Here is a 26,964-nt window from a genome sequence, read left to right on the forward strand (position 1 = left end):
CAGAGAGGATCAGTTTTGATTGGCGAACAGGGGTCAACGAGGAGAGGATTTTCCACCTTGTTCCGTTAATGGAAAGGCGTACCATAATGGTGCATTTTCCATTCTTGTTTACTTGATTTTTCTTGATGTAGAAAAGAATCTTAAATGAACTACTCATAATTTTTTAATTTTTGCACCTAAATCTCATCGAGACAAAGGTAGGGTGAATAATAAAATTACAAGCTATTGAATCGCGGACAATATGCGACAGTTCAAGGACTTATGCGGAAATTGGTTACTATTTTTTCGGCCTGATTTTGAGTAACCTTTTAGTAACCCGACGGTGTCTATTTTTGTCCTTTTCGGGTCTTTCAGGCGACTTGGTTATAAAAGAAAAAGTCCTGTAAAACCTTGATTTTACAGGACTTGTCTCCTTTTGTCTGTTAGAAGTCTTTGCTTCTCAGCGGAGAGAGAGGGATTCGAACCCCCGGAACCTCGCAGTTCAACGGTTTTCAAGACCGCCGCAATCGACCACTCTGCCATCTCTCCTTAGTCTAAAAAAGTATCATAGATACGAAGTAGTTGTTCTATGATTAGGGCGTTTTCTCTCAAACGCGGTGCAAATGTAGGGATTTTTTTGATACTTCCTAATAGTTGGGGGATATTTTTTTCTTTTTTCTTTATTATTTTTCTTTTAGAAAATATGTGTGAGGCGCTAATCTATTTATTACTACTTTTGTAGTTCTATTAATTATTGCATAGAAAACATATGAAAAACTGTAAAGACTTATTGCTGATCGCCCTGTTACTCCTGTCTGTGAGTTGTTCCCTCTCTGCCAAATCAGATACGGATAAAAAGGAAACGGACAAAGCAGCTGCCGGTGAAGTGATCACGCTGAACAAATCAGAATTCCTTGCGAAAGTATATAATTACGAAAAAAATCAGGAAAAGTGGATATACGAAGGGAATAAACCTTGCATTGTTGACTTTTACGCCGACTGGTGCCCCCCCTGCAAAAAGATTGCTCCTATCCTGAAAGAGTTAGCTGCCGACTTTAAAAACGATATCATCATCTATAAAGTAAACGTAGACAACGAAAAAGAATTAGCCGCTTTATTCGGCATACAAAGCATCCCGTCTTTGTTGTTTGTACCTCAAGAAGGACAACCGACAATGGCCCAGGGAGCTCTTTCCAAAGAACAGTTTAACGAACAAATAAAAAGTTTGTTATTGAAGAAATAAAATCTGCCTTCTGACACGAAAAAAATAAGCTACCTCCCATGAGATAGCTTATTTTTTTGTCTATACCCTTCCCCTCACATCAGAAGGTAAAATCAATACCTCCCATAAGCGTTGCCTTAGGCATGGGAAAGCCATCGTTGATCATATACCGGGCAGCCGTCAGGTTTTCGCCTTTCACAAAGAAGTTCACAAAACGTTTGTCATCTCCTAATTTGTAGGCCAAACGGGCATTCAGTAAAGTATAATTTTCCTTTTCCGGTGTTTCAACCGAGGTATTCGGGTACAACCCATAGATTGATTGCAGATTTACGGTTGCCGTAAATCGCCCGACAGAACAAATACCTTCGATAAAAAATGCATGTTTGGGTGCTGCTATTATCACTTTATTGGTATGCAAGTAGCTGTAATTCGCTGTAAAAACGAAGTTTCTCAACGGATGATAAGAAGCCTCCACCTCTACCCCTTTATGATAGAACTTTCCTATATTTGTCAATTCTCCCTTGACTGGCTGAATCATATCTTTTCCATCCATATAAAAACCGGTTATTTCCCCATGAAACCGGTTTTCAAAGAAGTATTGCCCCACCGAAACTTCATAATTCACCATATTCTCCGGTGTCAAATCGGGATTTGCTTTGGAATAGGGCAAATACGATATATAAAGTTCACGCAAGGTAGGGCTTCTGAAGCCTTTCGAAAAAGAAGCTTTTATCGCATTGCCATCAAACAGACGAAAGGTGATACCCGCCTGAGGTATCCATTGATTTCCATAAGCGCTATTGTATTCATAACGCATACCGGCATGCAGGCTCACCTTCCCGAACAATTCCTGTTGCAGGATAAGATAAAGAGCCAGTTCATCCACCGTTTTATCTACGATTTCCTCTGCAGTCCCTTGGATCGTATCGTTCCAGGCATGTCCTCCCCAATTTTTATAATCAACCCCTGCCGTAAAACTATTGCCTTCAAACGGACGGAAGGATTGATACAGAAGAACACCCCGATTATGGTCATCGGAACGAAAAAGATAAGAACGCGGTTGCCCTCCCATCGGATAGCCATCGTTTATTTTATGATTTCCCCAGTTGTAAAAAGCCTGTACAGCCCCACTGGATTTATCAAACGTATTTTCAAACCCCAAAGAAGCTGTTCCGCGCAAGATATGCATCACATGTTCCTGCATCGGACTCTCCACCGTTCCCGGATTTTGAGTTTTATACTTTGCCAGACTGATATCTCCTTTTACTTTGTACTTTTCATTGAAACGGTATCCCAGGTTTGCAAAACCATTCGTAATATGAAAAGCCGAATGAGGGCGGTGCCCATCTGTCCGATCATGGTTGACCGAAACAAAGCTACGAAAGCCTCCTACGTTATACCCATTGTTTATCATGTACTTCTGCGTATTATAGGAGCCATACATCATGCGCACCTGGGTACGTCGCCCCACACGATCCTGCTGCCGGGTTATGATATTGACCACTCCTCCCATCGCATTCGAACCATAAAGCAAAGACCCCGGGCCTCGGATGACCTCTACCCGTTCCACATCCGATGCCACATAAGTATCCGGCAAAGCATGTCCGAATACTCCTGCCCACTGCGGTTGTCCATCGAAAAGCATCAACACCTTATTACCTTGCCCTACCCCACGAATATTAACGGTTCCTGCCGATCCACCCGAAACGCCGAAACCAGTAATCCCTTTTTGCGTGACAAATAATCCAGGTACCCTATGAGACAATACCGGCAACAAAGCCGATTCACTGCTGCCTTCTATTTCATTACGTTCAATTACAGAAATTGATAATGGAACACTGTTTCTATTTACCTTGATTCTGTTTGCAGAGACAACCACACCTTTCAAATTCACCAAACTGTCAACCACCTCCGGCTCATTTTCTGTTGCATAGATTGAAAAAGAAAGACACAGAAAAGCCATACAGGCGACACACAACCCTCTCTTCATTTTAAACTTATTTGTGATTATATATAAGAATGCCGCAAAAGTAATACAATTGCTTATAAGTGTAACACATTCGTAAAAGTACAACTCATTTTCATCTATTGCATGCATCCTTTTTATACCTTTGTGCGGTTTTTAATAGATGTCATGATAAAAGGTCTATTTTTTATTCTTCTGTTTTACTTCCTAGGGGAAGTATGCAGCATCGGTATCGACGGGTTTATCCCCGGCAGTGTGATCGGCATGATCCTCCTTTTCCTGAGTTTATTCTTTAAACTGATCGCCCCCGAGAGCGTAAAAGACGCGGCGACTGTCATTACTAAAAACATGGCAGTCTTTTTTGTACCTCCCGCCGTCGGATTGATGGCATATGCCGAACTAATTTCTCAATCTATCTGGGCCATCTCTTTGGCAATTATTGTCAGCACGGTACTGACGATCATTGTTGTAGCCGTGATCCAAGAAAGTTTTGAAAAAAGAAAAGAACGAACAAAAACGAAAAACAAATGGAAAAGTTCGAAAAAATAACCGCCTTACTTTCCGGAGAAGTGTTCCTTCTTTGCCTGGTGCTCGGCTCCTTTTTGTTAGGGGTTTACCTTTACAAACGGTTAAAATTCCCATTACTCCAACCCTTATTGATCTCGGTAGTGATTATTATCCCATTCCTAAAGATTGCGGATATCGAATATAATACCTTTTACCAGCAGACCAAGATCCTGAATTTCATGCTCGGTCCCAGTGTCGTGGCATTGGGATATATCCTGTACGAGCAAATCGAATACATCAAAGGCAATGTCATGTCGATGTTGATTGCCGTCTTTGCAGGTAGCCTGGTCGGCATTGTAACGGTTATCGGAACAGCCAAACTCATGGGTGCCGATAAAATCCTGCAAATGTCCCTGGCTCCCAAATCAGTAACTACCCCTATTGCCATCAGTATAGCCCAGAACACCGGGGGCGTCCCGGAGTTAGCCGTTGCTTTTGTGGTGATCTGCGGCATCTTCGGTGGTTTGGTCGGCCCCCTGATCCTGCGTTATCTCGGCATCCAAAGCAAGATCGCCAAAGGCCTGGCTATCGGATCCGCCTCCCACGCCTTAGGCACCACGCGTGCCCTTGAAATGGGAGCCCTCGAAGGTGCCATCAGCGGACTGGCCATCGGCATTATGGGAGTGATGACAGCGATCTTGATTCCTTTTGTGGAGAGATTCATTTTGTAACAACTCACTGAATCAATAAGTTCATTTTCAAAGAAGTACATACACCTTATGCGTCTTCATCCCCGAAGAAGTTATCAGTCCTTCTTTTTCAAAATATTCAATATCTTTTGTAGCCTGATAGCGGGAACAATTATTCAGAAGGGCATATTTAGAAATATTAATATATCCATAGGTTTCTATATAGCCAATCATCTGCCTTTTTCGTTTTGTCAAAGAGGCATGAACCGGAGATTGTTTGATTAATTCGAATTGAGCTTCATTTATTTTTTCTTTCAGAGACGGGCTGTATCTGAAATTCACCCCATGCGCTTCCACCTGTACGCTCTCTCCCTTCTCTGTCTCGACGAGCGTACTATGCAAAGACAAAGAGAAAGAGCCAATACCTTCCAATTCAAAATTATAGCCATTGACTAAAGCTTTACCCATATACTTTGCGGTTGCATCCAATACGGCCTTGATCTGGGCGGAATTCACACCCAACTCACGTAATTCACTACAAATCTCTTCCAAACGAATAGTGCCTTTGCTTTGCACACGTGCCTGTGGACGGCTTGTTTCTGCATGTACTCCGGGAAGAGGGATCTCATAAAGACTAAATTTCACTTTCATAGTTCGTCGTTTTTAATGGTAAATCATAAAGAGAATTCTATTGCCGATGCGCTTCGACAATATTACCGATCATGTTCGGCAATATTGCTGAAGGCGTTCGTCAATGTTGCCGATGCGCATCGGCAATAGAATCACCCGGAACAAATATAGGATAAATCGTTCTATTTCAACAACAAAACACCTATAAAATCCGGTTAATTTATCGACATTTTCCAGAGGCTTTGAAAATCAAAGGATAGAAATCCACTTCGGAGAAAAAAAATAAAATATAATTCTATCACATTTTATTAACTCTTTTTATTGAGTGGTTTTTAGGCAGTTTTGCAACTTCATTATATCTTTGCATCTTTGATTTTAACTTATTAACGTCATAATTTAATAATGAAAAAAACGGGATCACGCACCTTTCTAAGGAAACAATCTGCATTTATCGTAACATTACTTTGTATGGCTTCATTGACAGCCTGTAATTCGGAAGTAAAAGAAGAAAAAAAGTTCATCGAAGAAAACACCACCTTTGCTTCGGCTCAAACAGTAAAAATGTTGGAAACAACCGGAGAGCCCAACGGTAAAAACTTTCCCCGGCGAATAAACAAAGAAGGCAAACTATCCGTAACCAACAAATGGGACTGGACTCCCGGCTTCTTCCCCGGTACTCTATGGTATCTGTACGAACTGACCGGCGACACAGTCTGGCAGCAGGAAGCAGAGAAATGGACCTGGCAAATGGAAGAAGTGCAACACTTCAGCGCCCATCACGATATTGGCTTTATGATGTATTGCAGCTACGGTAATGCCGAACGATTGGCATCCCGTCCGGAATACAAAGATATTTTGGTGCAAAGTGCCAACTCGCTCTGTACCCGTTTCAGCGACACCACCCAGGTTATCGAATCATGGAACTACCGGAAAGCATGGGATGGAACAGAATGGTTCTACCCGGTGATCATTGATAATATGATGAACCTCGAATTGCTTTTTTATGCTTCAAAGGTAACCGGTGACCCGAAATATTACGATGTGGCAGTCACCCACGCCAATACAACCCTGAAAAATCATTTCCGCGAGGATTACAGCAGTTACCATGTTGTCAACTATGACGAGACAACCGGTGAAGCTCTCCACCGGCAAACCTGCCAGGGATATAGCGACAACTCCACCTGGTCACGCGGACAAGCCTGGGCTATTTACGGATATACCATGAGTTACCGGGAAACCAAAGACCCGGCTTACCTGGAAGCAGCCAAGAACTTTGCCCAATATTACATCGATCATCTACCGGAAGACCTCGTTCCGTTGTGGGATTTCAATGTAGGAGAAGAAGGATATATCCCTCAGGGAAATTCATATGCCGTACAATACCCAGCCAAAGTAAAAGACGCTTCAGCTGCAGCGATCACCTGTTCGGCCTTCTTTGAACTGGGCGAAATCACCCAGGATCCTCAATATACCGATCTGGCCATCCGCATGTTAAAAAGCCTGGCTTCTCCAGCATACCGTGCGCCATTGGGTGAAAATGCCAACTTCATCATCATGCACTGCACAGGCAGTCTGCCACACAGATCGGAGATCGACAGCCCGTTGGTATATGCAGATTATTATTTCTTGGAAGCATTGATCAGATACAAACGTTACTTATCCACTTTATAAAAAAAAGTTTTATCAAAGTGTAACCTATAAGGAAAAACAACGTCTATATAAATAAAGGAAGGGTGTAGCAAATAACATTTGACACACCCTTCTTCGGTTTTAAATGTTTCAGGTTCCTTTCTCGACGTAGTATTATTAGTAGAAGTTCGCCACAACATTTCAGGCAGACCTGCGTTTTATCGTAAAGATATAAAAACCACAATCAAATAAAATATATCTTTACGCTCTCTAAGGACCTATTAACTTTGTGAACAGATGTATAGATGAGTATATTGATAAAAGGGCTTAATAAAGTATATCCTAACGGAAACCACGCACTAAAAGATGTTGATCTGGAAATACCGACCGGCATGTTCGGCTTATTGGGACCCAATGGCGCCGGGAAATCTACATTGATGCGTATCCTGGTAGCCTTGATGGAACCCACCTCCGGCAAAGTAGACATATTCGGATACGACCTACACAAACAGCGCAAGGAGATCCGGCGTATCTTAGGCTATCTGCCCCAGGATTTTCGTTTCTTTGCCAAATATAAGACCTATGAATTCCTGGATTATGCCGCACGTTTATCGGGTATGAACAGCCACAAACAGCGCAAACAGGCAGTAGATGCCATGCTGGAGAATGTCGGTTTGTTTGATGTACGCGAACGCTATGCCAACAAACTTTCGGGAGGTATGAAACGCCGTTTGGGTATTGCCCAGGCATTGATACACGAGCCCAAAGTTATCATTGTGGACGAACCCACCACAGGCTTGGACCCGGAAGAGCGTATCCGTTTCCGTAACCTTCTCTCGGAAGTGAGCAAAAACGATGTGACAATCATACTGTCTACCCATATTGTCGGGGATATATCCAGTACCTGTAAATGCATGGCTTTGATGAACAAAGGAGAAGTATCCTTTTACGGTTCGCCGGAAGACATGCTAAAACGGACAGAAGGCAAAGTCTGGCGCATACAGGTCAACAGCGATGAATTACATGAGGTAGACAAACGTTATCCGGTGATATCGACTATTCCTTCTGGAGCGGGATGGGAAGTACAGGTCGTAGCCGATGAGATTACAGGCTATCAGGCAGAAGCCTACCCCCCCAACCTGGAGCACGCCTATGTCTATTATATGGAAAACCTGAATGCAAGGGGTAATTATTAATTATAAATTGTATCCCATGTCTTTTATAAACAATATACAATCCGTCTCGAAATACGAAAGTAAATTACTGATCCGTAGCTGGTTCTTTAAGGTATTTTCCTTGTTGGCGATTGTCATACTCACATTCTTCAACTGGATGATGTTAATGAGTGAAGACGGCGGAGGCTTCTGGGCGGCAAAAGCTATTCCCTCCAATATTCCTTATATCAACCTGTTATTATTGAACACCGGACAGGCTATCATTGCTATTTTCCTGGCCTCCGACTTCCTCAAGCGGGATAAAAAATTGGACACCTCCGAGGTTTTTTACGTCCGGCCCTTAAGCAATGCGGAGTACGTGATAGGCAAGATATGGGGGAACCTGCGGGTATTCCTTCTCCTGAACCTGATTATTATGGCTATCTCCCTCTTATTTACCTTTATGGCTTCGGGCATAACGGTAGACTGGTCAGCCTATCTCATTTATTTCTTTTTGATCAGCATTCCCACCTTGGTATACATCATAGGCCTTTCGATCTTTTTGATGTTGATTCTAAAAAACCAAGCACTTACATTCATTCTATTATTGGGGTATATCGGACTGACACTCTTTTATATAAGCGACAAATATTATTACCTGTTCGATTATATGGCCTATTATCTTCCGATGTTGAAATCGACAATCATTGGTTTCACTAACCTGGAGGCTATACTCACTCACCGGGCCATTTACTTCTTTGCCGGAATAGCCTTTATAGGCATCACCATCTCTTTATTCCGCAGATTACCCAATGCGTCGAGAAATAATTACCCCTGGTTGATATTCGCTGTATGTATGTTGACAATCAGCGGACTGGCAGGCTACAGACATATTCACTCCATCGTAGAGAAAGAGAAGATGCGGACGATGTATACCCAAATCAATAATACATACGTACATACGCCCAAAATGGTTATCGATCAATACGACCTGTCGATAGAACAACAACCCGCTTCGCTCCATGCGACTGCTACGATGAAAGGTATCGCCCTGGAGACAGCTTCCGTTTTCACCTTTTGCCTGAACCCTGGATTAGACATAGAAGAAATCAAAAGCGGAGATAAAACATTGTCTTTTGAACGAGACCAGCAAATCTTTCGGGTGGCTTTCGGAAGACAACTCATAAAAGGAGACACGGCTTCACTGAGCGTACGGTATACAGGGCATATAAACAACGCCTTTTGTTACCTGGATATACCCGCCGAAATCATACAAAAAGAATACAGAAGTGCACTTTTCAATGCGGATAAGGCATATAGCTTCCTGACACCGGAGTATATGTTACTGACACCGGAAACCTATTGGTATCCACGGCCGGGTACAGCTTACAGCAATGAGAGTCCGGACTGGCAACAGAGTTATTTCAGTCGTTTCCACTTGCAGGTCACCCCCCTGCCCGGCTTACAACCTCTCTCCCAGGGAGAAGCCGTAAAGAACGAAGATGGCTCCTATATATTCCATCCCGAATACCCAGCCCAGGCGATTACCCTTATTGCCGGGAAATACAAACAGCAACGTATCGAAAAAGACAATATAGCGTATAGTGTATGGCATATCGAAGGGAATGACTTTTATACCTCTTCCTTCGACTCGATCCGGGATACCATACCGACACTGGTGACGCATCTGAAAGAAAACCTGGAACGGACATATAAGTTGACATATCCTTTCAACCGTTTTTCTGTCGTTGAAGTGCCGGCTCAATTCTATTCTTATCCCCATGCCTGGTCACAAGCACAGGAAGTGATACAACCGGAGATGGTATTGTTCACCGAAAAAGCCTGGAGATACGATCAGTTCGACGTGAAAAGACAAATCAAGAATCAAAAGAAATGGGCCAAATGGAGGGGACAGGAGATCAATGACGAAGAGGCAGCAATCCTTACTTTTAACGGGATGATACGACTCTTTGAACGTATCGAAGGCAATTACAATTACACCTCCGCCAACAGAGGCGAATACAATCTTACGACACAGGCCAATCCCTATTTCCTGTTTCCTTTGCTCTATAATTTCCGTTACAATATCTACTCCCCCGAATGGCCTATTTCCAACCGGATAGTCGAGCTCTATCTGCAAAACAAAGAGGACGACAACAATTGGCAAAGGGAAGTGAACGGGATCAGTAACAATGAAAAGGCAAACCTCCTGTTGGAAAAACAAACCTTTAAAGAGTTACTGGCTGATGTTTCACAAAGAGACCTTTTAAATAATATTGTCGGTATCAAAGCCAATGCTTTATTCGCTCCGGCAGAGATACAATTAGGCGTGAACCGGTTCAGGGATTCTGTTTACTCCTTACTGGAGCGAAATACTTTCCGCAATATACAATTGGAGAATCTGTTGGATACATTGGGACAGATCAGTCAGACCGATATCCGGTCGACCCTGCCGGAATGGGAAAAACCGACGCCTCTGCCCTATTATATCATCAGCCAACCGGAAGTGACCAAGGTCAGCCATCGGGGACAAGAGACCTTTGTTATGAAGATACAGGTAGCGAACGATTCCGATTATGATGGCATCATTCATCTGCATATCCAGGAAGGTAACCGCCAGGATATGCAAACGATCGACCCACGCACGAACCGGAAGATCGCATTGGGAGCACATCAGAGTAAAGAATTTGTCTCTCTCTGGGAGAATGCTCCCCGGGAAGTAACAATCAATACGATGACCTCTAAAAATCTGCCTAACCGGATGGTATTACCTATCGGAAACAATAAACAAGACCGGAGAAGTATCACCGAAAAAGAAGGCGATTATGTTATCCCGAAGCTACAGGAGGGGCTTTGGGGTGAAATCATCGTAGACAATGAAGACTCTTTATTCTTCTTGTCTGAGACTGCCATCATGGGCTTATTGCCTCAATGGCTGGAAAAGACGGAAGACACTTCTTTCAAATATGCAGGTATTCACTGGTGGCGTCCTCCTTTGCAATGGACGGCAACGACCAATGCCGGTTATTACGGGAAATACGTCCGCTCGGCCTATGTGATAAAAAGCGGTAGCGGCAAACAGACGGCTACCTGGAAAATACCGGTTCCCACAGAAGGAAGCTACGAGTTGTATTATTACGTATACAAAGGAAATGAGATGCGACAAAACAATCGTTCGGATGCGGAGTATCATTTCAGGATTCGATATAATGAAGAAACGGAAGATGCCTATCTGAATCTGCGCAGGGCGAATGACGGATGGGAACAAATCGGAGTTTATTATGTGTCGGATACGATCAGCGTCACCCTTACCGATGCATGTAAATTACGCAGTGTATCCGCCGACGCGGTGAAAGTTGTAAAAAGATAATAAATAAATCAGAATCATATGCGAAGAGATTTTTTACCACTCAAAAAACTATTCCTGGCAGCAGTAATCTGGGCTGGTTCGATAACGACAGGTCATGGCCAATTATTGCTCACGATAGACGACGCTTTAGACATTGCGCAGGAGAACAGTCCGGATATCCGGAAGTCGCTGATGGAGTTGGACCGGTATCAACAGATGCTTATTGCCCAAAAGGCATCACTCAAATCAAAGTTCTCACTCGATCTGGCTCCTTTAAGCTACAATAAAAACAGAAGGTTCGATAATCGTTTGTCGCAATGGTATACGAACGAGGCTTTAAGCACAAGTGGTACTTTCCGGGTAGATCAACCGCTTCTATGGACAGACGGGGTGGTTTCATTGATAAATACATTTGGCTGGCAAGACAATAAGTCGGAGCTGGAGAATACACAGAATAAGAATAAAGCATTTAGCAACGACTTATACCTGCAAATATCTCAACCCATCTTCACATACAACACCCGTAAGATGGCGCTGAAACGCATCGAACATGATTATGAAAATGCAAATATCAGTTATGCCCTGCAACGGTTAAATACGGAGAGATTGATCACTGAACAATTCTACCGGGTGTATATGTCGCAAAGCAACTTAGCTATCAACAAAGAAGAATTGGCTAACGCACAGCAGAGCTATGACATTATAAAGAATAAGGTCGAAGCGGATCTAGCGGCAAAAGATGAACTCTTCCAGGCGGAACTGAACTTAGCTACAGCTCGTTCTACAGTAGAAGATGGCTTGGCATCTTTGGAAAATGCCAAAGATCTATTGAAACAAACATTGGGACTTCCATTGATTGAAGAGATAACCGTCATGACCGAAATCGACATCAAACCGATTGACATCAATATGGAACAGGCTATTCGTCACGGACTCGACTCGCGCTTGGAATTACGCCAGCGTGAAATAGAGAGTGAAGATCTTGCCTTTGCGATGGTCGAAACAAAGGCATTGAATGAGTTTAAGGGGAATGTATCCCTTTCTTTTGGGTTGATGGGGGATAATAAAGAATTTGGTAAGATCTATGACAATCCCACACAAAACCCTCGTGTGGCTGTCACTTTCAGTGTTCCTCTATTTGACTGGGGAGAGAAAAAGGCACGCATAAAAGCACAGAAAGTAGCACAGAGTATCAACCGCTTAAATTATCAGGAAGACAAGATTGCAATTGAACTAAACATACGTCAGGAATGGCGTGAACTGGAAAAGCTACGTACACAGATCAAAATAGCCGAACAGAATGTCACGAATGCTCAATTAACTTATGATCTCAACCTGACGAGATACCGTGAAGGGGATATTACCGGTATGGAAATGAATCAGTTCCAAACACAGTTGTCCGGAAAAAAGACGGCTTATACCCAATCGCTGATCGATTACAAAATCCGTCTATTGAACCTGAAGATACTCTCTTTATACGACTTCGAAAAAAAGACAGCCATTGTGCCATTAAAAGATTATACAGATAAAAATTAAGTAAACCATGAAATACGCTAACTCTCTTTTCGCATCCTTATTTCTGTCCGCATTCGTTTTTACGGGTTGCAACGACCAACCCCAGGGAGGACAGAACGACATCTCCACTCCTGTATCCGTCACCGAGCTCAAAAAAGGGTCTATCAGTAAGTTGATAAACACTACCGGCACGGCTCAACCCACCTATGGAGTAGAGTTGACAGCTCAGATGAGCGGAAACTATAGCCTGCAACAAAATCCCCGAACAGGTAAAGCATTCAAACTGGGGGATAAGGTTTCTAAAAACCAGTTGATTATCCGCCTCAACGACAAAGAATATGAAAACGGAATCGCCATAGATGCCAAAGAACTGAGCCTGGAGATTGCCGAGCAGGAACAAAACAAACAAAAAGCATTGTACGAAAAAGGAGGGGTCACCTTAAGTGAAATGCGTAATACGGAAGTAAAAGTGACCAATGCCCGTTACGATGTAGAGAACGCCAAACTAAACCTGGATAAAATGGAAATCCGGGCTCCTTTCGATGGTGTAATAGTAAATCTCCCCCACTACACCACCGATGTAAAGGTAGAACAAGGCAAAGTCATGGTCGGACTGATGGAGTATGCTAAAATGTATATGGACATAAACCTGCCGGAAAGTGCCATCAGTTATGTAAAAGAAAACCAATCGGTATATATCACCCATTATACTTTACCGGAAGATACACTCACCGGAACAATCAGCGAACTATCTCCCGCCATCAGTACCGAGACGCGGACGTTTAAGGGGAAGATACTTATTCAGAATAATGAATTGAAGATTCGTCCGGGTATGTTTGTAAAAGCAGATATCATTGTAGATAAAGCAGATAGCTCCATTATCATTCCTAAAAACGTGATCCAGTCAAACCGTCGCCGTAAATATGTCTATATCGTAGAAAAGAATACGGCCATCCTGCGAGATATCCAAACCGGCCTGGAAGATGAGAATAATGTAGAGGTATTGGAAGGGTTGAAAGAGAACGACAACCTGGTTATCCGCGGATTCGAGACATTACGCGAAAACAGTAAAGTGAAAGTACAGCGATAAAACCAACCGCTTAGAACAAACAAATCGGATATGAGAAATATTGTCAAATTTGCGGTTAACAATCCGGTCACAATCTGTATGATTGTACTGGCACTGTTGTTGCTCGGTAAGATCTCTTACGACCAATTGAGTGTCGACCTGTTACCCGATCTGAATAATCCCCGGCTCTTTATCGAAATCAAAGCCGGTGAACGCCCGCCCGAAGAGATCGAAAAACAATTCGTCAAGAATATAGAAGCAATGGCTATACGCCAGAGCGATGTAACCCAGGTATCATCCGTGATCAAGGCTGGCTCAGCACGTATTACGGTGGAGTATACCTGGACAAAGGATATGGACGAGGCCTTTCTTGATTTACAAAAGGCCATGAATCCTTTTGCTCAAAACAAAGATATCACGGAACTTAAAATCACACAGCACGACCCGAATATGTCACCGGTAATCCTGATCGGTATGTCTCATCAGCAGATCACAGATATGGCTGAACTGCGCAAAGTGGCAGAAAGTTACGTGCGCAATGAACTGATCCGGTTGGAAGGGGTAGCGGAAGTGGAATTATCCGGACAAGAGATATCCACACTTACCATTGAGACCGACCCTTATCGTCTGAATGCGTTTCAATTGAAGATCGAAGATATTGCCTCTAAAATAGAAACCAACAACCAGAATATATCCGGAGGAAGGGTTAGTGAACTGGGGCTGCAATACCTGGTAAAAAGTGCTAGTATGTTTGCCTCGGAAGCTGATTTCGAAAACCTGATCGTGGGATACAAACCGACTACGGAACAACAGGAAAACACCTCTCTTTCAACAAATAATACAGTAGACAATGCGCCCCTTTTTCTTCGCGAAGTGGCCACCGTCAAATTTGAAAATGAGAGACCGGAGAATATTGTGCGTATCAATGGAGAACGAAGCCTGGGTCTATCGGTTTATAAAGAAATGCGGTATAATACGGTAAAGGTCGTCGATCAGGTCAATAAACAATTGGCCGTGATCGGGCAAGCCCTGCCCGGGTATAAGTTTCAGGTAGTAAGTAACCAGGGTACATTTATCAAAAAAGCAATCGATGAAGTAAAAGAGAGTGCGATTTTCGGCATTATCCTGGCCGTTATCGTCTTATTTGTTTTCCTGCGCCGGTTGGGTACGACGTTGATCGTGAGTTTAGCCATTCCTATCTCGATCATAGCCACTTTCAATCTGATGTTCTTTAATGGGCTTACACTCAACATCATGACATTGGGAGGACTGGCACTTGGTGCCGGGATGTTAGTAGACAATGCCATTGTCGTGATCGAAAGTATCTTCCGGAATCAGGAGAAAGGATTAAATATCCGGGAAGCAGCTATCAAAGGAACATCGGAAGTAGGAGGTGCTGTTATAGCCTCGACCCTGACCACCATCGTGGTATTCCTTCCGATCGTATACCTGCACGGAGCAACCGGGGAGTTATTCAAAGACCAGGCCTGGACAGTGACCTTTTCACTGGTTTCCTCTCTGTTTGTCGCTATTTTGGTTATTCCGATGTTATATCACCGGATAGCAGGCAAAGCGAAAAAGAATCTGAGCGAGGTGAAATCGATTCAGATGACCGGATATAGTAATATGCTTCGCCGGTTGATACGCCACCGCTGGGTGGTTATCGGCATGGCTATTCTTCTCCTTGTTGTGGCCGGATTACTGACTCCCTTTATCGGCACAGAATTTATGCCACGGGCAGAAAGCAAATCTTTTACCGTTTGGGTAAAAATGCCAGAGGGCACACAGCTCGAACGTACATCGGCGGCTGTCGGCAACCTCGAGGAGCTCTTATATTCCCTCACGGAGGATCCTCAAATAACTGTATACAGCCATATCGGTGAAGGCAGCGGATCGGAGAATGCCATTTTCGAAGGAGAGAATACAGCCATGATGAAAGTCATCCTTTCTCCCGCATGTAAACATGCACCGGAAACGGTCATTGCCCAGTTTATACAAACCGCAGAAAACCCGGATGGGTTGGAACTATCCATTCAGCAGGAAGAAAATTCGTTGAGCTCCGTATTGGGAAGTGAAGGTGCCCCTATTTTAGTGGAGGTAAAAGGCGAAGAGCTGGACGAAATAACCGATATAACCGAAGATGTAAAAAATAGGCTATTGGATATAAAGGGACTCTACAATGTAACATCTTCCATAGAAGACGGAGCACCGGAGATCACTCTCTCTATTAATCGTACCGTTGCAGGTATCAACAACCTGAGTGTGGCAACTGTCATCGAGCAATTAAAGCAACAATTGAGTGGCCGGGAAGCCGGACAAATGGAATACAGGGGAGAGATGCGCAATATCGTAATCAAAGTACCCGACATTAGTCTTCATGCTTTGGGTAGCTTGATCATCAAAAACGGAGAGAAAGAGTTTCGCTTACAGGAGATCGCCACCATTCAACAAACCCAGGCTCCCAAAGAGATATTCCGCAGAAATCAAAACCGCATCAGCAAGGTGATGGCTCAAATGGATGCCGGTAAGTCCCTGGATAAGATGGCTCAGGAGGTACGAAGCGCCCTGAAAGAAATCGATCTCCCCTTGAATTACTCTGTAACGGTAACAGGCGAAGAGGAAAAGAGACAAGAATCCATGAATAATCTGCTGTTTGCCTTATTGCTTTCCGTAATACTGGTTTATATGGTATTGGCTTCTCAGTTTGAATCCTTACTTCATCCGTTTACGATCTTATTGACTATTCCACTGGCTGTCGTAGGAGCTGTTTTATTGTTCTTTATCACCGGTATGACTATCAATATGATGGGAGTTATCGGTATGGTGATGCTGGTAGGTATTGCCGTAAACAACTCCATTATATTAGTAGATAGGATCAACCAACTGAAAGACAACGGAATCGAATTATCAGAAGCTATCGTAGAAGCCGGACAGCAACGTATCCGCCCGATAATAATGACCAGTCTGACAACGATTTTGGCTTTGCTTCCGATGACATTCAGTTTCGGAGAAGGCAGTTCGTTGCGTTCTCCCATGGCGATTGCCGTAGTCGGTGGTTTGGTGACATCCACCCTGATGAGTCTACTGGTTATCCCTTGTGTGTATTATATCCTGGAGCAAGCCTCCTCCAAGCTCTCGCAAAGAAATAGACAAAAGAAGGCTACAAAACTTAATGAATAAAACTATCTCCTTTTAACCTCTCCTTTGGGGAGAGGTTGGAGGGGGCCGACACATATATTATGAACTTTTTACTACATAGAAGAATAACGATCTGTATGCTGTTTATAGCACTCTCCCTATTGGGTTATGTGTCTTACAAACAGCTACCGGTAGAGTTATTGCCTAATGCTGAACTCCCGATGTTGTTTGTACAGGTATCTTCCCAACAGGATATGGATCCTTCCTATGTGGAATCGGAGGTTATTATTCCGTTGGAAGGTGCCATCACCTCTATTGGAGGGATAGATAAACTACAATCGACCGTAGACAGCCGTCAGTCCTATATACAGATAGATTTCAAAAAAAACATCAACTTCAAGATCACCTCTCTGCGCCTGCAGGAAAAAGTAAATGAAGTAGCCGCCTCTTTCCCTACAGGATTCAATGTACAGGTCCATAAAGTGGATATGAAGCAGATGGCCAACAACTTTATGGTTTTACAGGTACGGGGATCGGGAGGTACCGACCGGGTACGGAACCTGGTAGATAAAGAGATCCGTCCCGACCTGGAGAATATCGACGGAGTAGCAGCCGTAAACATTTACGGAGGACGGGAAAAGGCTATTGAAATACAACTTAACCCGGATGCCTGTCAGGCATTGAACCTGCCCCCGGCACAAATCAGCAGTATCTTATCCCAGAACACACAAGAAAAAGAATTCATCGGTTTTGTGAACGAACCCGACAGTAAGTATTTTGTACATGTAAACGCGATGTACACCCAGGTGTCCGATCTGGAAAATATCGTAGTTGCTCCCGGCCCTATCCTGTTGAAAGATATTGCAACGATCTTTTTCGACCTGAAAGAAGAAACCTCTTATAGCCGGGTAAACGGTAAAGATGCCGTATCTGTTGCCCTGACCAATGACTCACAAACCAATCTCATCCAACTATCCCACCGGACAACGGAGGTGATCGAGAAGCTGAATGCAAAAATGGCGGCATTCGACATAGAGATCGTCGTACAGCAAAATACGGCCGAGATCATGGAAAACAATATCAACCAGATCATCGAGCTGGCCCTGGTGGGCGGCTTATTGGCTATACTTATACTATGGATCTTCCTAAAAAATATCCGACTAGTGCTTTTTATAGCCCTCTCCATTCCGATCTCCATTTATACGGCTTTCAACTTTTTCTATGCCTTTGGTATCACGATCAATAGCCTGACATTGGTAGGTATGGCACTGGCTGTCGGTATGTTGTTGGACAATAGTGTCGTCGTGTTAGAGAATATATACCGTCTTTCCGGTGCCGGCTGTTCCCCCGAACGATCAGTCACTCAAGGTACCCGAGAGGTATGGCGCTCCATCGTGGCTGCCACCCTCACCACTGTCACGGTATTCCTGCCTTTTGTCTTTTCAGATAATTTTCTGATCAAACTGATCGGGCACCATGTCGGAGTATCTATTATATCGACACTGACGATTTCTCTGTTCGTCGCCCTTCTTTTCATTCCCATGGCGACCTATATGATTCTGAAAAAGAAAACAGGAAACAGTGTATTCTATGAAAAAGTATCCATCACCCAACGACCGGTACAGGTCTATCTCGTATTCCTGAAAATGTGTATGCGTAATCCCGGAATAACGGTATTGGGGGCTGTTGTACTTCTGTTTGTGACACTCATCCTCTCCCTCACCCTGAATATGCAGCAGATGAAAGACGTCGATTCAGACCGCTTCAATATATATGTCACCATGCAAACGGGAAATACACTGGAGACCACCGACAAAGCCGTGCAAGTAATGGAAGACCGACTGGCCGAATTTCCGGAGAAGAAAGAGCTTATCTGTCGCATACAAGAAAAAGAAGCCGTTCTGACCCTGGTATTGAAAGAGGACTTTGAGAAGATTGGCAAAAGAAAAATAACAGACATCAAAGCAGATGTGCAACGTCTTTTGTCCCATATTAACGGGGCAGAGATCTCTATTACGGAGGCTTCCGGAGGCAGCGGCGGTGGGGGTGCCGGTTCTGTCATGGGCGGAATGTCTAACTTCATGCGTTTACTGGGCATCGGGGATAACCGGGAACGTATCGTGATAAAAGGTTCCGATTTCGATGTGATGCAGTTGGTTGCCGAAGATATCCGTTATTATATCAACGAACAGGAGTTTATACGTAACTCACGGATATCGACCAACAGGCGGCAGCCGGAGATATTATTGCACTTTGACCCTATCCTGCTCACCTCTTATGATATCACAAGAGCGAATATTTCCTCCGGACTGATGGCGCTGAACCCAGACTTCTCCTCTGGCAGTTCCTTTAAGGTGGGAGAAGACACCTACGATATCATCATCCGCAACAATATACCCAATGAAGAAACGGAAGAAGAAGAAACGACTAAAAGGGAGAAAACAATAGATGACCTTCGCCAGATACAAATAGCCAGTGGCAAAGGCGGGCTGCATGAGTTGGAAGACATAGCAGCCATCGACTACGGCCGGGGAAGATCACAGATCCAGCGTGTCAACCAGGACAAACAGATTGAAGTCTTTTACAGCTTCTCCCGCGATGTAGAATCATCCAAGTCCTTATTGGAGGGATACAGGGCAGATATAGACAATCTGATTGCCGATTACAACCTTCCCGCAGGAGTTGCCGTAGAAGTATTCCACGAAGAAGATGAGTTTGCAGACTTTAAGTTCCTCATACTGGCCGCTTTCATCCTGATATTTATGATATTGGCATCCATCTTTGAATCCTTACTTACTCCGTTCGTACTCTTGTTTGCCATTCCATTGGCGGCGATCGGTTCCTTGTTGGCACTGCTTCTGACCAATAACAGCCTGATGAATGCCAATTCACTGACTGGTTTCCTGATTCTGTTGGGGGTAGTCGTGAATAACAGTATCATACTGATCGACTATGCCCATATCCTGCGAAAAGAAGGCTACCGGAGAAACCGCTCTTTGATGATGGCCGGTCTCTCCCGTATCCGCCCGATTCTGATTACATCCATCACCACCATTATCGCCATGTTCCCTCTGGCTATGGGAGATTCCGAATATGCCGGAGCCATTGGTGCCCCTTTTGCTATTACCGTAATTGGTGGGTTGACATTCTCTGCCCTGTTGACATTGATACTTGTGCCCACAGCTTGTATGGGATTGGAAAATACGCTGCAATGGTACAAATCCCTCTCGCGTAAACTATGGTTCACCCATCTTATCCTGTTTATCACCGGAGTACTTTGTATCTATTTCTATGCCGAAGGACTGTTATGGCAATCCATTTACCTGGTTGCCCTGATCATTCTGATTCCGGGCTTGACCTATTTTGCACAGAATAGTTTGCGGCGTGCCAAGGCCAAAGTGATCGACCCGAAGGATGAAATAAAGATTACTGTGCGCAACCTGGTGAAAATCTATGATTGGCCGGGACGTATCAGTCGCGAATGGAACAGCGGACTATATATCCGTCGACGCTTGGGCTTGAGTAATGAATACCATAGTCTGAAAGATCTAGCGAATATCTTCTGGCAGTTTGCCTTACTCGGATTTGGCATTTATTTCACCTATTTCTATCTAAACAGTAAGATATGGGTATTCCTATTCTCGATCGCTATTTACGTCTCCTCGTTGTACCTGTGGCGCAAAGTACGTCAATACCTTTTCTTCCGGTTCGAAAAAAACAAAGGCGTAAAATATATCAACCGTTTTATCTTCTGGAGTATTCCCCTACTGATACTGTTCGGTATGTTCCACAAAATGGACAATATAAACCTCACTGTTGTTATCGCCATCCTATGGGGTATTATTATCTCCATTTATATCTCTTCGCATTACCTATACGATAACAACATCAATATCGAACGCATAAAAGGACGTTTTGCCGGTACCAGACGTTTTTGGTTCCGCCTGGTGAAAAGTATTCCGCTGATCGGTAAACAACGCAAACCCTTTAAAGCCTTACGCGGGGTTTCTTTTGAGATACGCACAGGTATGTTCGGTCTTTTAGGACCTAACGGAGCCGGTAAATCAACACTCATGCGGATTGTCTGCGGCATCCTGGAACAAAGTTACGGAAGCATCTGGATAAACGGCATGGATACCCGTATATACCGGGAGGAACTGCAAAGCCTCATTGGTTTCCTCCCCCAGGAATTCGGCACCTATGAGAATATGTCCTCCTGGGAATTTCTTGACTACCAAGCTATCTTAAAAGGTGTTACCGACGAAGATACCCGAAAAGAGCGGTTGGAATACGTATTAAAGGCCGTGCATATGTACGAACGCAAAGACGATACGATCGGATCTTTCTCGGGCGGTATGAAGCAACGAATCGGTATTGCCCTTATCCTCTTGCATCTGCCTCGCATTCTGATCGTCGACGAGCCAACTGCCGGACTAGACCCGCGCGAACGCATCCGTTTCCGCAACCTATTGGTCGAACTGAGTAAAGAACGTATTGTGATCTTCTCCACCCATATCATTGAAGACATATCCAGCTCCTGCAATCAAGTGGTTGTGATCAACAAAGGGGACTTGAAATACTTTGGCGATCCGAGCCAAATGGTCCATATGGCTGCTGGTAAGGTATGGCATTTCCAGATCCACCAAACAGCCTTTGAAGAGACATTGGATAAATCCAAAGTCATTCATCATATACAGGACGGAGAAAACATTCAGGTGCGCTACCTATCCTCCGAGAAACCCTCTCCGGATGCCGTACCGGCAGAACCCAACCTAGAAGATGCCTATCTCTGTCTATTAAAAAATATGTAGAAAAAGTAAAACTATGACATTCAAACAGTTCCTGAAATTATTACCCAAACTGGCAAGGTACAACCTCAAAATCATCTTTGCCGGCAAATTCATATGGTTCCTACTCGCTGCCCTGGCTTTCTTCTGTCTCTTTATGTTCGAAGCAGCCTGGAACAGAAGTGAGATCAATGAGGGTTTTATCTATGAACTTCTATTATTCCCCTGTGTATTGCTTATCTTCTACCCGGCAGTCTTCGGTATTCAAAACGACGAGGACGCCCGCATCCTGGAATTATTATTCGGCATACCGGATTACAAATACAAAGTCTGGGCAGTACGGCTGGTCATGATCTATGTCGCGGTATTCTTTATCCTGATCGCCTTTTCCTACCTGGCGGTGATCCTCATTTACCCTGTCAATCCCTTCGAGATGTCCATACAGTTGATGTTTCCGGTATTCTTTTACGGCAACCTGGCTTTTATGTTCTCCACCCTTACACGAAGCGGTAACGGCACGGCAGTCGTTATGATCATCCTAAGCATCTTATTGCTTTTCCTGAGTAATACCGATTTGATTGAACGCTCTTTCTGGAATATCCTGCTCAACCCCTTTAGTGTGCCGCGCAATTTCCTGCCGGTCATATGGGAAAATACTATCCTGAAAAGTAGAATCTTCCTGTTTATTGGCAGTATTCTCTGGATGATGATCGGTTTATTAAACCTACAAAAGAGAGAGAAATTCATCGGATAAGACAGTCTCTTTTCCGTCCATCCATAAAAAAATATCAAAAAAAAGACTGTTTTATTTGTTTCTTGTCAGACAATCTCTATATTTGCTGTCGAAATATCAAAAAAGAAATGCATACAATTTTAGTAAATACATTTTGGTGGTGGCGCTTCTTACAACTCAAAAGTCGTAAGGAACGAAGACTCCTGTGTATAAACTAAAAGAGAATATACAAAGAATAAAGAGGTCTGTCGCACTTGCGGCAGGCCTCTTTTTTTGTCCCCTGCCTTTATAAAAACAATGAACAACAATTTATAATTTACAATTCATGAAAACCTATCAAGTAAACAAAAACGGGTATTACGGCGAGTTCGGTGGAGCATACATCCCCGAGATACTGCATCGATGCGTGGAAGATTTAAAAAACAACTATCTGAAAGTGATGGAAAGTAAAAGCTTTCAAGAAGAATTCAATCAACTGTTACGAGATTATGTAGGTCGCCCCTCTCCGCTTTATCATGCCAAACGTTTGAGTGCACGTTACGGTGTAAAGATCTACCTGAAACGGGAAGACCTCAACCATACGGGAGCACATAAGATCAACAATACCATCGGGCAGATCCTATTGGCACGCCGGATGGGTAAAACACGTATTATTGCAGAAACAGGTGCCGGACAACACGGAGTGGCAACAGCAACCGTTTGTGCCCTGATGCATATGGAATGTATCGTTTATATGGGAAAAACCGATGTAGAACGACAGGCTGTCAATGTAGAGAAAATGAAAATGTTAGGTGCCACCGTTATTCCTGTTACTTCGGGGAATATGACATTGAAAGATGCCACCAATGAGGCGATTCGCGACTGGTGTTGTCACCCACAGGACACCTATTATATCATCGGCTCTACCGTAGGACCACATCCCTATCCCGATATGGTAGCCCGCCTGCAATCCGTTATCAGTGAAGAGATCAAAAAACAATTGATGGAGAAGGAAGGCAGGGACTATCCCGACTACCTGATCGCCTGTGTAGGCGGAGGAAGCAATGCCGCCGGAACCATATATCATTATATCGATGATGAACGTATACATATCATTCTTTCGGAAGCAGGAGGTAAAGGTATCGATACTGGCATGAGTGCAGCAACGATCCAATTAGGCAAAAAAGGAATCCTTCACGGTGCCCGCACCCTGGTGATGCAAACAGAAGACGGACAGATCGAAGAACCTTATTCTATCTCTGCCGGATTGGATTATCCGGGCATCGGCCCGATACATGCCAACTTATATACCACCCGACGGGCCACCATCCTGGCAGTTGATGACGATGAAGCGGTGGAGGCTGCCTTTGAACTGACCCAACTGGAAGGAATCATTCCGGCACTTGAAAGCGCACACGCCCTGGGTGCCCTGAAAAAAATAAACTTCAAACCGGAAGATATTGTCGTTCTTACCGTTTCCGGTAGAGGAGACAAAGATTTGCAGACCTATAAGTCTTTCCATGCGCAGGAAGAAAAGAACTGAAAATTGCTTAACGAAACAGTAAACAAAGTGAAAAATGAAAACAACAAAATCTATGCATACGCCCTATTCCCTTGGGGACAAACAATTCTCTTTTCACATGGTCCACAAACCTATGCTTGCCGACCTGCATACTCCCGTCAGCATCTACCTGAAGGTAAGAGACATATACCCCGAATCGGTATTGCTTGAAAGTTCGGATTTCCATAGTCATGAGAATAGTCATTCCTATATTGCATTGTGTCCGATAGCTCATATAAGTATAAATAAAGGAGAGAGTACGGTGGTTTATCCGGATGGAGAAAGAGAGGTGGAAGCACTCACAACTAACAACACCGTAGCCCAAGCAATGCAGAGGTTTTTAGACCGTTTCCATGTGACGGGAGATACTAAAAAAACAGGGGGGCTTTTCGGATATACGGCATTCGACGCAGTACGTTATTTCGAACCCATCCCCGTAATGGATGCCCATCATGAAGAGAACGATGCCCCCGATATATTCTATCTATTGTATAAGTACACACTCGTATTCGATCATTTCAAAAACGAATTGACTCTCGTTGAGCTTCTTCAACCGGGAGAGGAAAGCAGGATACAGGAGATTGAAACAATAATCGAAAACCGTAATTTTGCCTCTTACAACTTCCATACAGACGGACCGGAGACCTCTCCTATCACCGATGACGAATACAAGGCAATGGTACGCCAGGGAGTCAAACACTGCCTGCGTGGCGATGTGTTCCAGATCGTCTTGAGCCGACGTTTCGAGCAAGCATTCAAAGGGGATGATTTCAAAGTATACCGTGCCTTGCGCCATATCAATCCTTCGCCTTATCTCTTTTACTTCGACTTCGGGGGTTTCCGTATCTTCGGCTCCTCTCCCGAAACACACTGCAAAGTGACAAACGGCACAGCCTCTATCGATCCGATTGCCGGCACAGCCTTTCGTACAGGTAATACCGAGATCGACAAACAACGTACCGAAGCCCTACTCGCCGATCCGAAAGAAAATGCAGAACATGTCATGCTGGTCGACTTGGCGCGCAACGACCTCAGCCGGAATGCACAGAATGTCAGAGTCGACTTCTACAAAGAGGTACAACATTACAGCCATGTCACCCACCTTGTCTCGCGGGTAAGCGGGGATATACGGGCAACCAGCAATCCCATGCAAACATATATCGATACCTTCCCCGCCGGCACACTCAGTGGGGCTCCCAAAGTACGCGCCATGCAACTGATCAGCGAACTGGAAAAACACAACCGGGGAAGCTATGGAGGATGCATCGGGTTCATCGGGTTCGATGGCGACCTGAACCAGGCCATTACCATCCGTTCCTTTGTCAGCCGGGGCAATATACTTTCTTATCAGGCGGGAGCCGGTATTGTTTCCCAAAGCAAAGACGAACGGGAATTACAGGAAGTAAACAATAAACTGGCAGCATTGAAAAAAGCGATAACATTAGCAGAAGAATTGATTCATTAGTGATTAAAAAGATGAAAATTTTACTTTTAGACAATTACGACTCCTTCACTTATAACCTATTACATATAATGGAGGAACTAGGTGCCGATGTAGAAGTGCACCGTAACGATAAGATATCCCTCGATGAAGTGGAGCGTTTCGATAAAATACTGCTCTCACCCGGTCCGGGCATTCCGCAAGAAGCAGGTATTCTCCTGCCATTGATCCAACATTATGCAGCAACGAAAAGCATCCTGGGCGTATGTCTGGGGGAACAGGCCATCGGACAAGCTTTTGGAGCCCAACTGAGTAATCTGGAGCATGTCCATCATGGGGTCTGTTCGGATATCCGGGTCGTATGCCGGGAGGAAACACTCTTCGATGGCCTTCGTCCGGCTTTTCGTGCCGGAAGATACCATTCCTGGGTTATCTCCCGGGAACAATTCCCCGCCTGTCTCGAAATCACAGCGGAAGATCAGGAGGAAAAACAAATCATGGCTGTACGCCATCGCACATATGACGTACGCGGCATACAGTTTCACCCCGAATCCATTCTTACTCCCCAGGGGAAAACAATCATAATAAACTGGTTAAAAACAAACAACAGATGAAACAGATATTATACCGCTTATTCGAACACCAGTATCTCGGGCGGGAGGAAGCCCGGCAGATATTACAAAACATAGCCGAAGGAAAATATACCGATGCCCAGATAGCCAGCCTGACAACTGTCTTCCTCATGCGTAATATATCCGTCGAGGAGTTGACCGGATTCCGGGAAGCCTTATTGGAGATGCGCATACCCATTGACCTATCTGCCTATCAACCTATTGATATTGTCGGAACCGGAGGGGATGGAAAAAATACATTCAATATCAGCACGGCCTCCTGTTTTACGGTTGCCGGGGCAGGATACAATGTAGTAAAACATGGGAACTACGGGGCTACCTCCGTCAGTGGAGCCAGCAATGTGATGGAACAACATGGGGTGAAGTTCACCACCTCTACCTCCCTCTTGCAAGAGTCTATGGAAAAATGCCATATCGCTTATCTCCATGCCCCTTTATTCAACCCCGCCCTCAAAGCCGTGGCCCCGGTGCGTAAATCCCTGGGGGTACGTAGTTTCTTTAATATGCTTGGCCCTTTGGTGAACCCCGCACTTCCCACCTATCAGTTATTGGGCGTATATAACTTATCCTTATTGCGCCTTTACAACTATACCTACCAGGAGAGTGGCACACAGTTTGCCGTTGTTCATAGCCTCGATGGGTTCGATGAAATATCCTTAACGGCCGATTTCAAAGTAGCCATGCCCGAGAAAGAGAAATTATATACCCCGGAAATGTTAGGCTTCCCACGTTATAAGGAGAAGGATCTCGATGGAGGAAGTACCCCCCAGGAGGCCGCCCGCCTATTCGATGCCGTCCTGAATAATACAGCAAGCGAGGCACAAAAAAACTGTGTCATTGTCAACTCCGCCTTTGCCATCCAGGTAATTTGTCCGGAGAAAAAGATTGAGACCTGTATAACAGAGGCGCGTGAGTCTTTGGAAAGTGGAAAGGCTCTGGATACTTTCAAACGTTTTCTTACTCTAAACAGCTAACTTATTCCTA

17 protein-coding genes, 1 tRNA gene and 1 pseudogene are annotated in these 26,964 nt (G+C 44.3%); 15 read left to right on the top strand and 4 right to left on the bottom strand.

The window, feature by feature from the left end; all coding sequences use genetic code 11:
• A pseudogene (locus D0T51_RS12415) lies at positions 1-157 on the bottom strand (hypothetical protein); the annotation flags it as partial.
• Positions 158-443: 286 nt separating this feature from the next.
• A tRNA-Ser gene (locus D0T51_RS08685) sits at positions 444-528 on the bottom strand.
• Positions 529-748: 220 nt separating this feature from the next.
• Here D0T51_RS08685 and trxA point away from each other — a divergent pair.
• Positions 749-1,222, top strand: coding sequence for a thioredoxin (trxA, locus tag D0T51_RS08690; RefSeq protein WP_163728036.1), 474 nt, complete (start codon positions 749-751; stop codon positions 1,220-1,222).
• 79 nt (positions 1,223-1,301) lie between these two features.
• On the opposite strand, the gene D0T51_RS08695 is transcribed toward trxA, so the two are convergent.
• On the bottom strand, positions 1,302-3,191 hold the full coding sequence (locus D0T51_RS08695) for a TonB-dependent siderophore receptor (protein ID WP_163728039.1): 1,890 nt from the start codon (positions 3,189-3,191) through the stop codon (positions 1,302-1,304).
• 144 nt (positions 3,192-3,335) lie between these two features.
• Between D0T51_RS08695 and D0T51_RS08700 the strand changes: the two genes are divergently transcribed.
• Together D0T51_RS08700 and D0T51_RS08705 are read left to right on the top strand one after the other, a co-directional pair.
• Positions 3,336-3,716, top strand: coding sequence for a CidA/LrgA family protein (locus D0T51_RS08700; protein WP_163728042.1), 381 nt, complete (start codon positions 3,336-3,338; stop codon positions 3,714-3,716).
• Complete coding sequence (locus D0T51_RS08705) at positions 3,713-4,405, top strand: LrgB family protein (RefSeq protein ID WP_373457014.1); 693 nt, start codon at positions 3,713-3,715, stop codon at positions 4,403-4,405. Before D0T51_RS08700 ends, D0T51_RS08705 begins: the two co-directional genes overlap by 4 nt.
• 27 nt (positions 4,406-4,432) lie before the next feature.
• Here the strand turns inward: D0T51_RS08705 and D0T51_RS08710 are convergent, their stop codons facing one another.
• On the bottom strand, positions 4,433-5,014 hold the full coding sequence (locus D0T51_RS08710; protein ID WP_163728047.1) for an HU family DNA-binding protein: 582 nt from the start codon (positions 5,012-5,014) through the stop codon (positions 4,433-4,435).
• A 447-nt stretch (positions 5,015-5,461) separates the two neighbouring features.
• Between D0T51_RS08710 and D0T51_RS08715 the strand changes: the two genes are divergently transcribed.
• The 12 genes from D0T51_RS08715 to trpD all read left to right on the top strand — a co-directional run bounded on the left by D0T51_RS08715 (position 5,462) and on the right by trpD (position 26,954).
• On the top strand, positions 5,462-6,664 hold the full coding sequence (locus D0T51_RS08715; RefSeq protein ID WP_163728050.1) for a glycoside hydrolase family 88 protein: 1,203 nt from the start codon (positions 5,462-5,464) through the stop codon (positions 6,662-6,664).
• Positions 6,665-6,927: 263 nt separating this feature from the next.
• Positions 6,928-7,818, top strand: coding sequence for an ABC transporter ATP-binding protein (locus D0T51_RS08720; RefSeq protein ID WP_163728053.1), 891 nt, complete (start codon positions 6,928-6,930; stop codon positions 7,816-7,818).
• 16 nt (positions 7,819-7,834) lie between these two features.
• A complete protein-coding gene (locus D0T51_RS08725) occupies positions 7,835-11,146 on the top strand; it encodes a xanthan lyase (RefSeq protein ID WP_163728057.1) in 3,312 nt (1,103 codons plus the stop codon).
• An 18-nt stretch (positions 11,147-11,164) separates the two neighbouring features.
• Positions 11,165-12,661 (top strand): TolC family protein, encoded by a 1,497-nt coding sequence (locus D0T51_RS08730; protein WP_163728060.1) that lies wholly within the window; start codon positions 11,165-11,167, stop codon positions 12,659-12,661.
• Between the two features lie 7 nt (positions 12,662-12,668).
• Complete coding sequence (locus D0T51_RS08735; RefSeq protein ID WP_163728063.1) at positions 12,669-13,730, top strand: efflux RND transporter periplasmic adaptor subunit; 1,062 nt, start codon at positions 12,669-12,671, stop codon at positions 13,728-13,730.
• 30 nt (positions 13,731-13,760) lie between these two features.
• Positions 13,761-16,889, top strand: coding sequence for an efflux RND transporter permease subunit (locus D0T51_RS08740; protein WP_163728066.1), 3,129 nt, complete (start codon positions 13,761-13,763; stop codon positions 16,887-16,889).
• A gap of 59 nt (positions 16,890-16,948) precedes the next feature.
• A complete protein-coding gene (locus D0T51_RS08745; RefSeq protein WP_163728069.1) occupies positions 16,949-21,658 on the top strand; it encodes an efflux RND transporter permease subunit in 4,710 nt (1,569 codons plus the stop codon).
• A gap of 13 nt (positions 21,659-21,671) precedes the next feature.
• Positions 21,672-22,388 (top strand): hypothetical protein, encoded by a 717-nt coding sequence (locus D0T51_RS08750; RefSeq protein ID WP_163728072.1) that lies wholly within the window; start codon positions 21,672-21,674, stop codon positions 22,386-22,388.
• A gap of 304 nt (positions 22,389-22,692) precedes the next feature.
• On the top strand, positions 22,693-23,889 hold the full coding sequence (trpB, locus tag D0T51_RS08755; protein ID WP_163728075.1) for a tryptophan synthase subunit beta: 1,197 nt from the start codon (positions 22,693-22,695) through the stop codon (positions 23,887-23,889).
• 97 nt (positions 23,890-23,986) lie between these two features.
• Complete coding sequence (locus D0T51_RS08760) at positions 23,987-25,372, top strand: anthranilate synthase component I family protein (protein ID WP_203583358.1); 1,386 nt, start codon at positions 23,987-23,989, stop codon at positions 25,370-25,372.
• Between the two features lie 11 nt (positions 25,373-25,383).
• The gene (locus D0T51_RS08765) at positions 25,384-25,962 is read left to right on the top strand and encodes an aminodeoxychorismate/anthranilate synthase component II (protein WP_163728078.1); all 579 of its coding nucleotides are present in this window, start codon (positions 25,384-25,386) and stop codon (positions 25,960-25,962) included.
• Complete coding sequence (gene trpD, locus D0T51_RS08770) at positions 25,959-26,954, top strand: anthranilate phosphoribosyltransferase (RefSeq protein ID WP_163728081.1); 996 nt, start codon at positions 25,959-25,961, stop codon at positions 26,952-26,954. Before D0T51_RS08765 ends, trpD begins: the two co-directional genes overlap by 4 nt.
• Positions 26,955-26,964 lie beyond the last annotated feature (10 nt).

Source organism: Parabacteroides sp. 52, assembly GCF_010500925.1.
GTDB lineage: Bacteria > Bacteroidota > Bacteroidia > Bacteroidales > Tannerellaceae > QVMG01.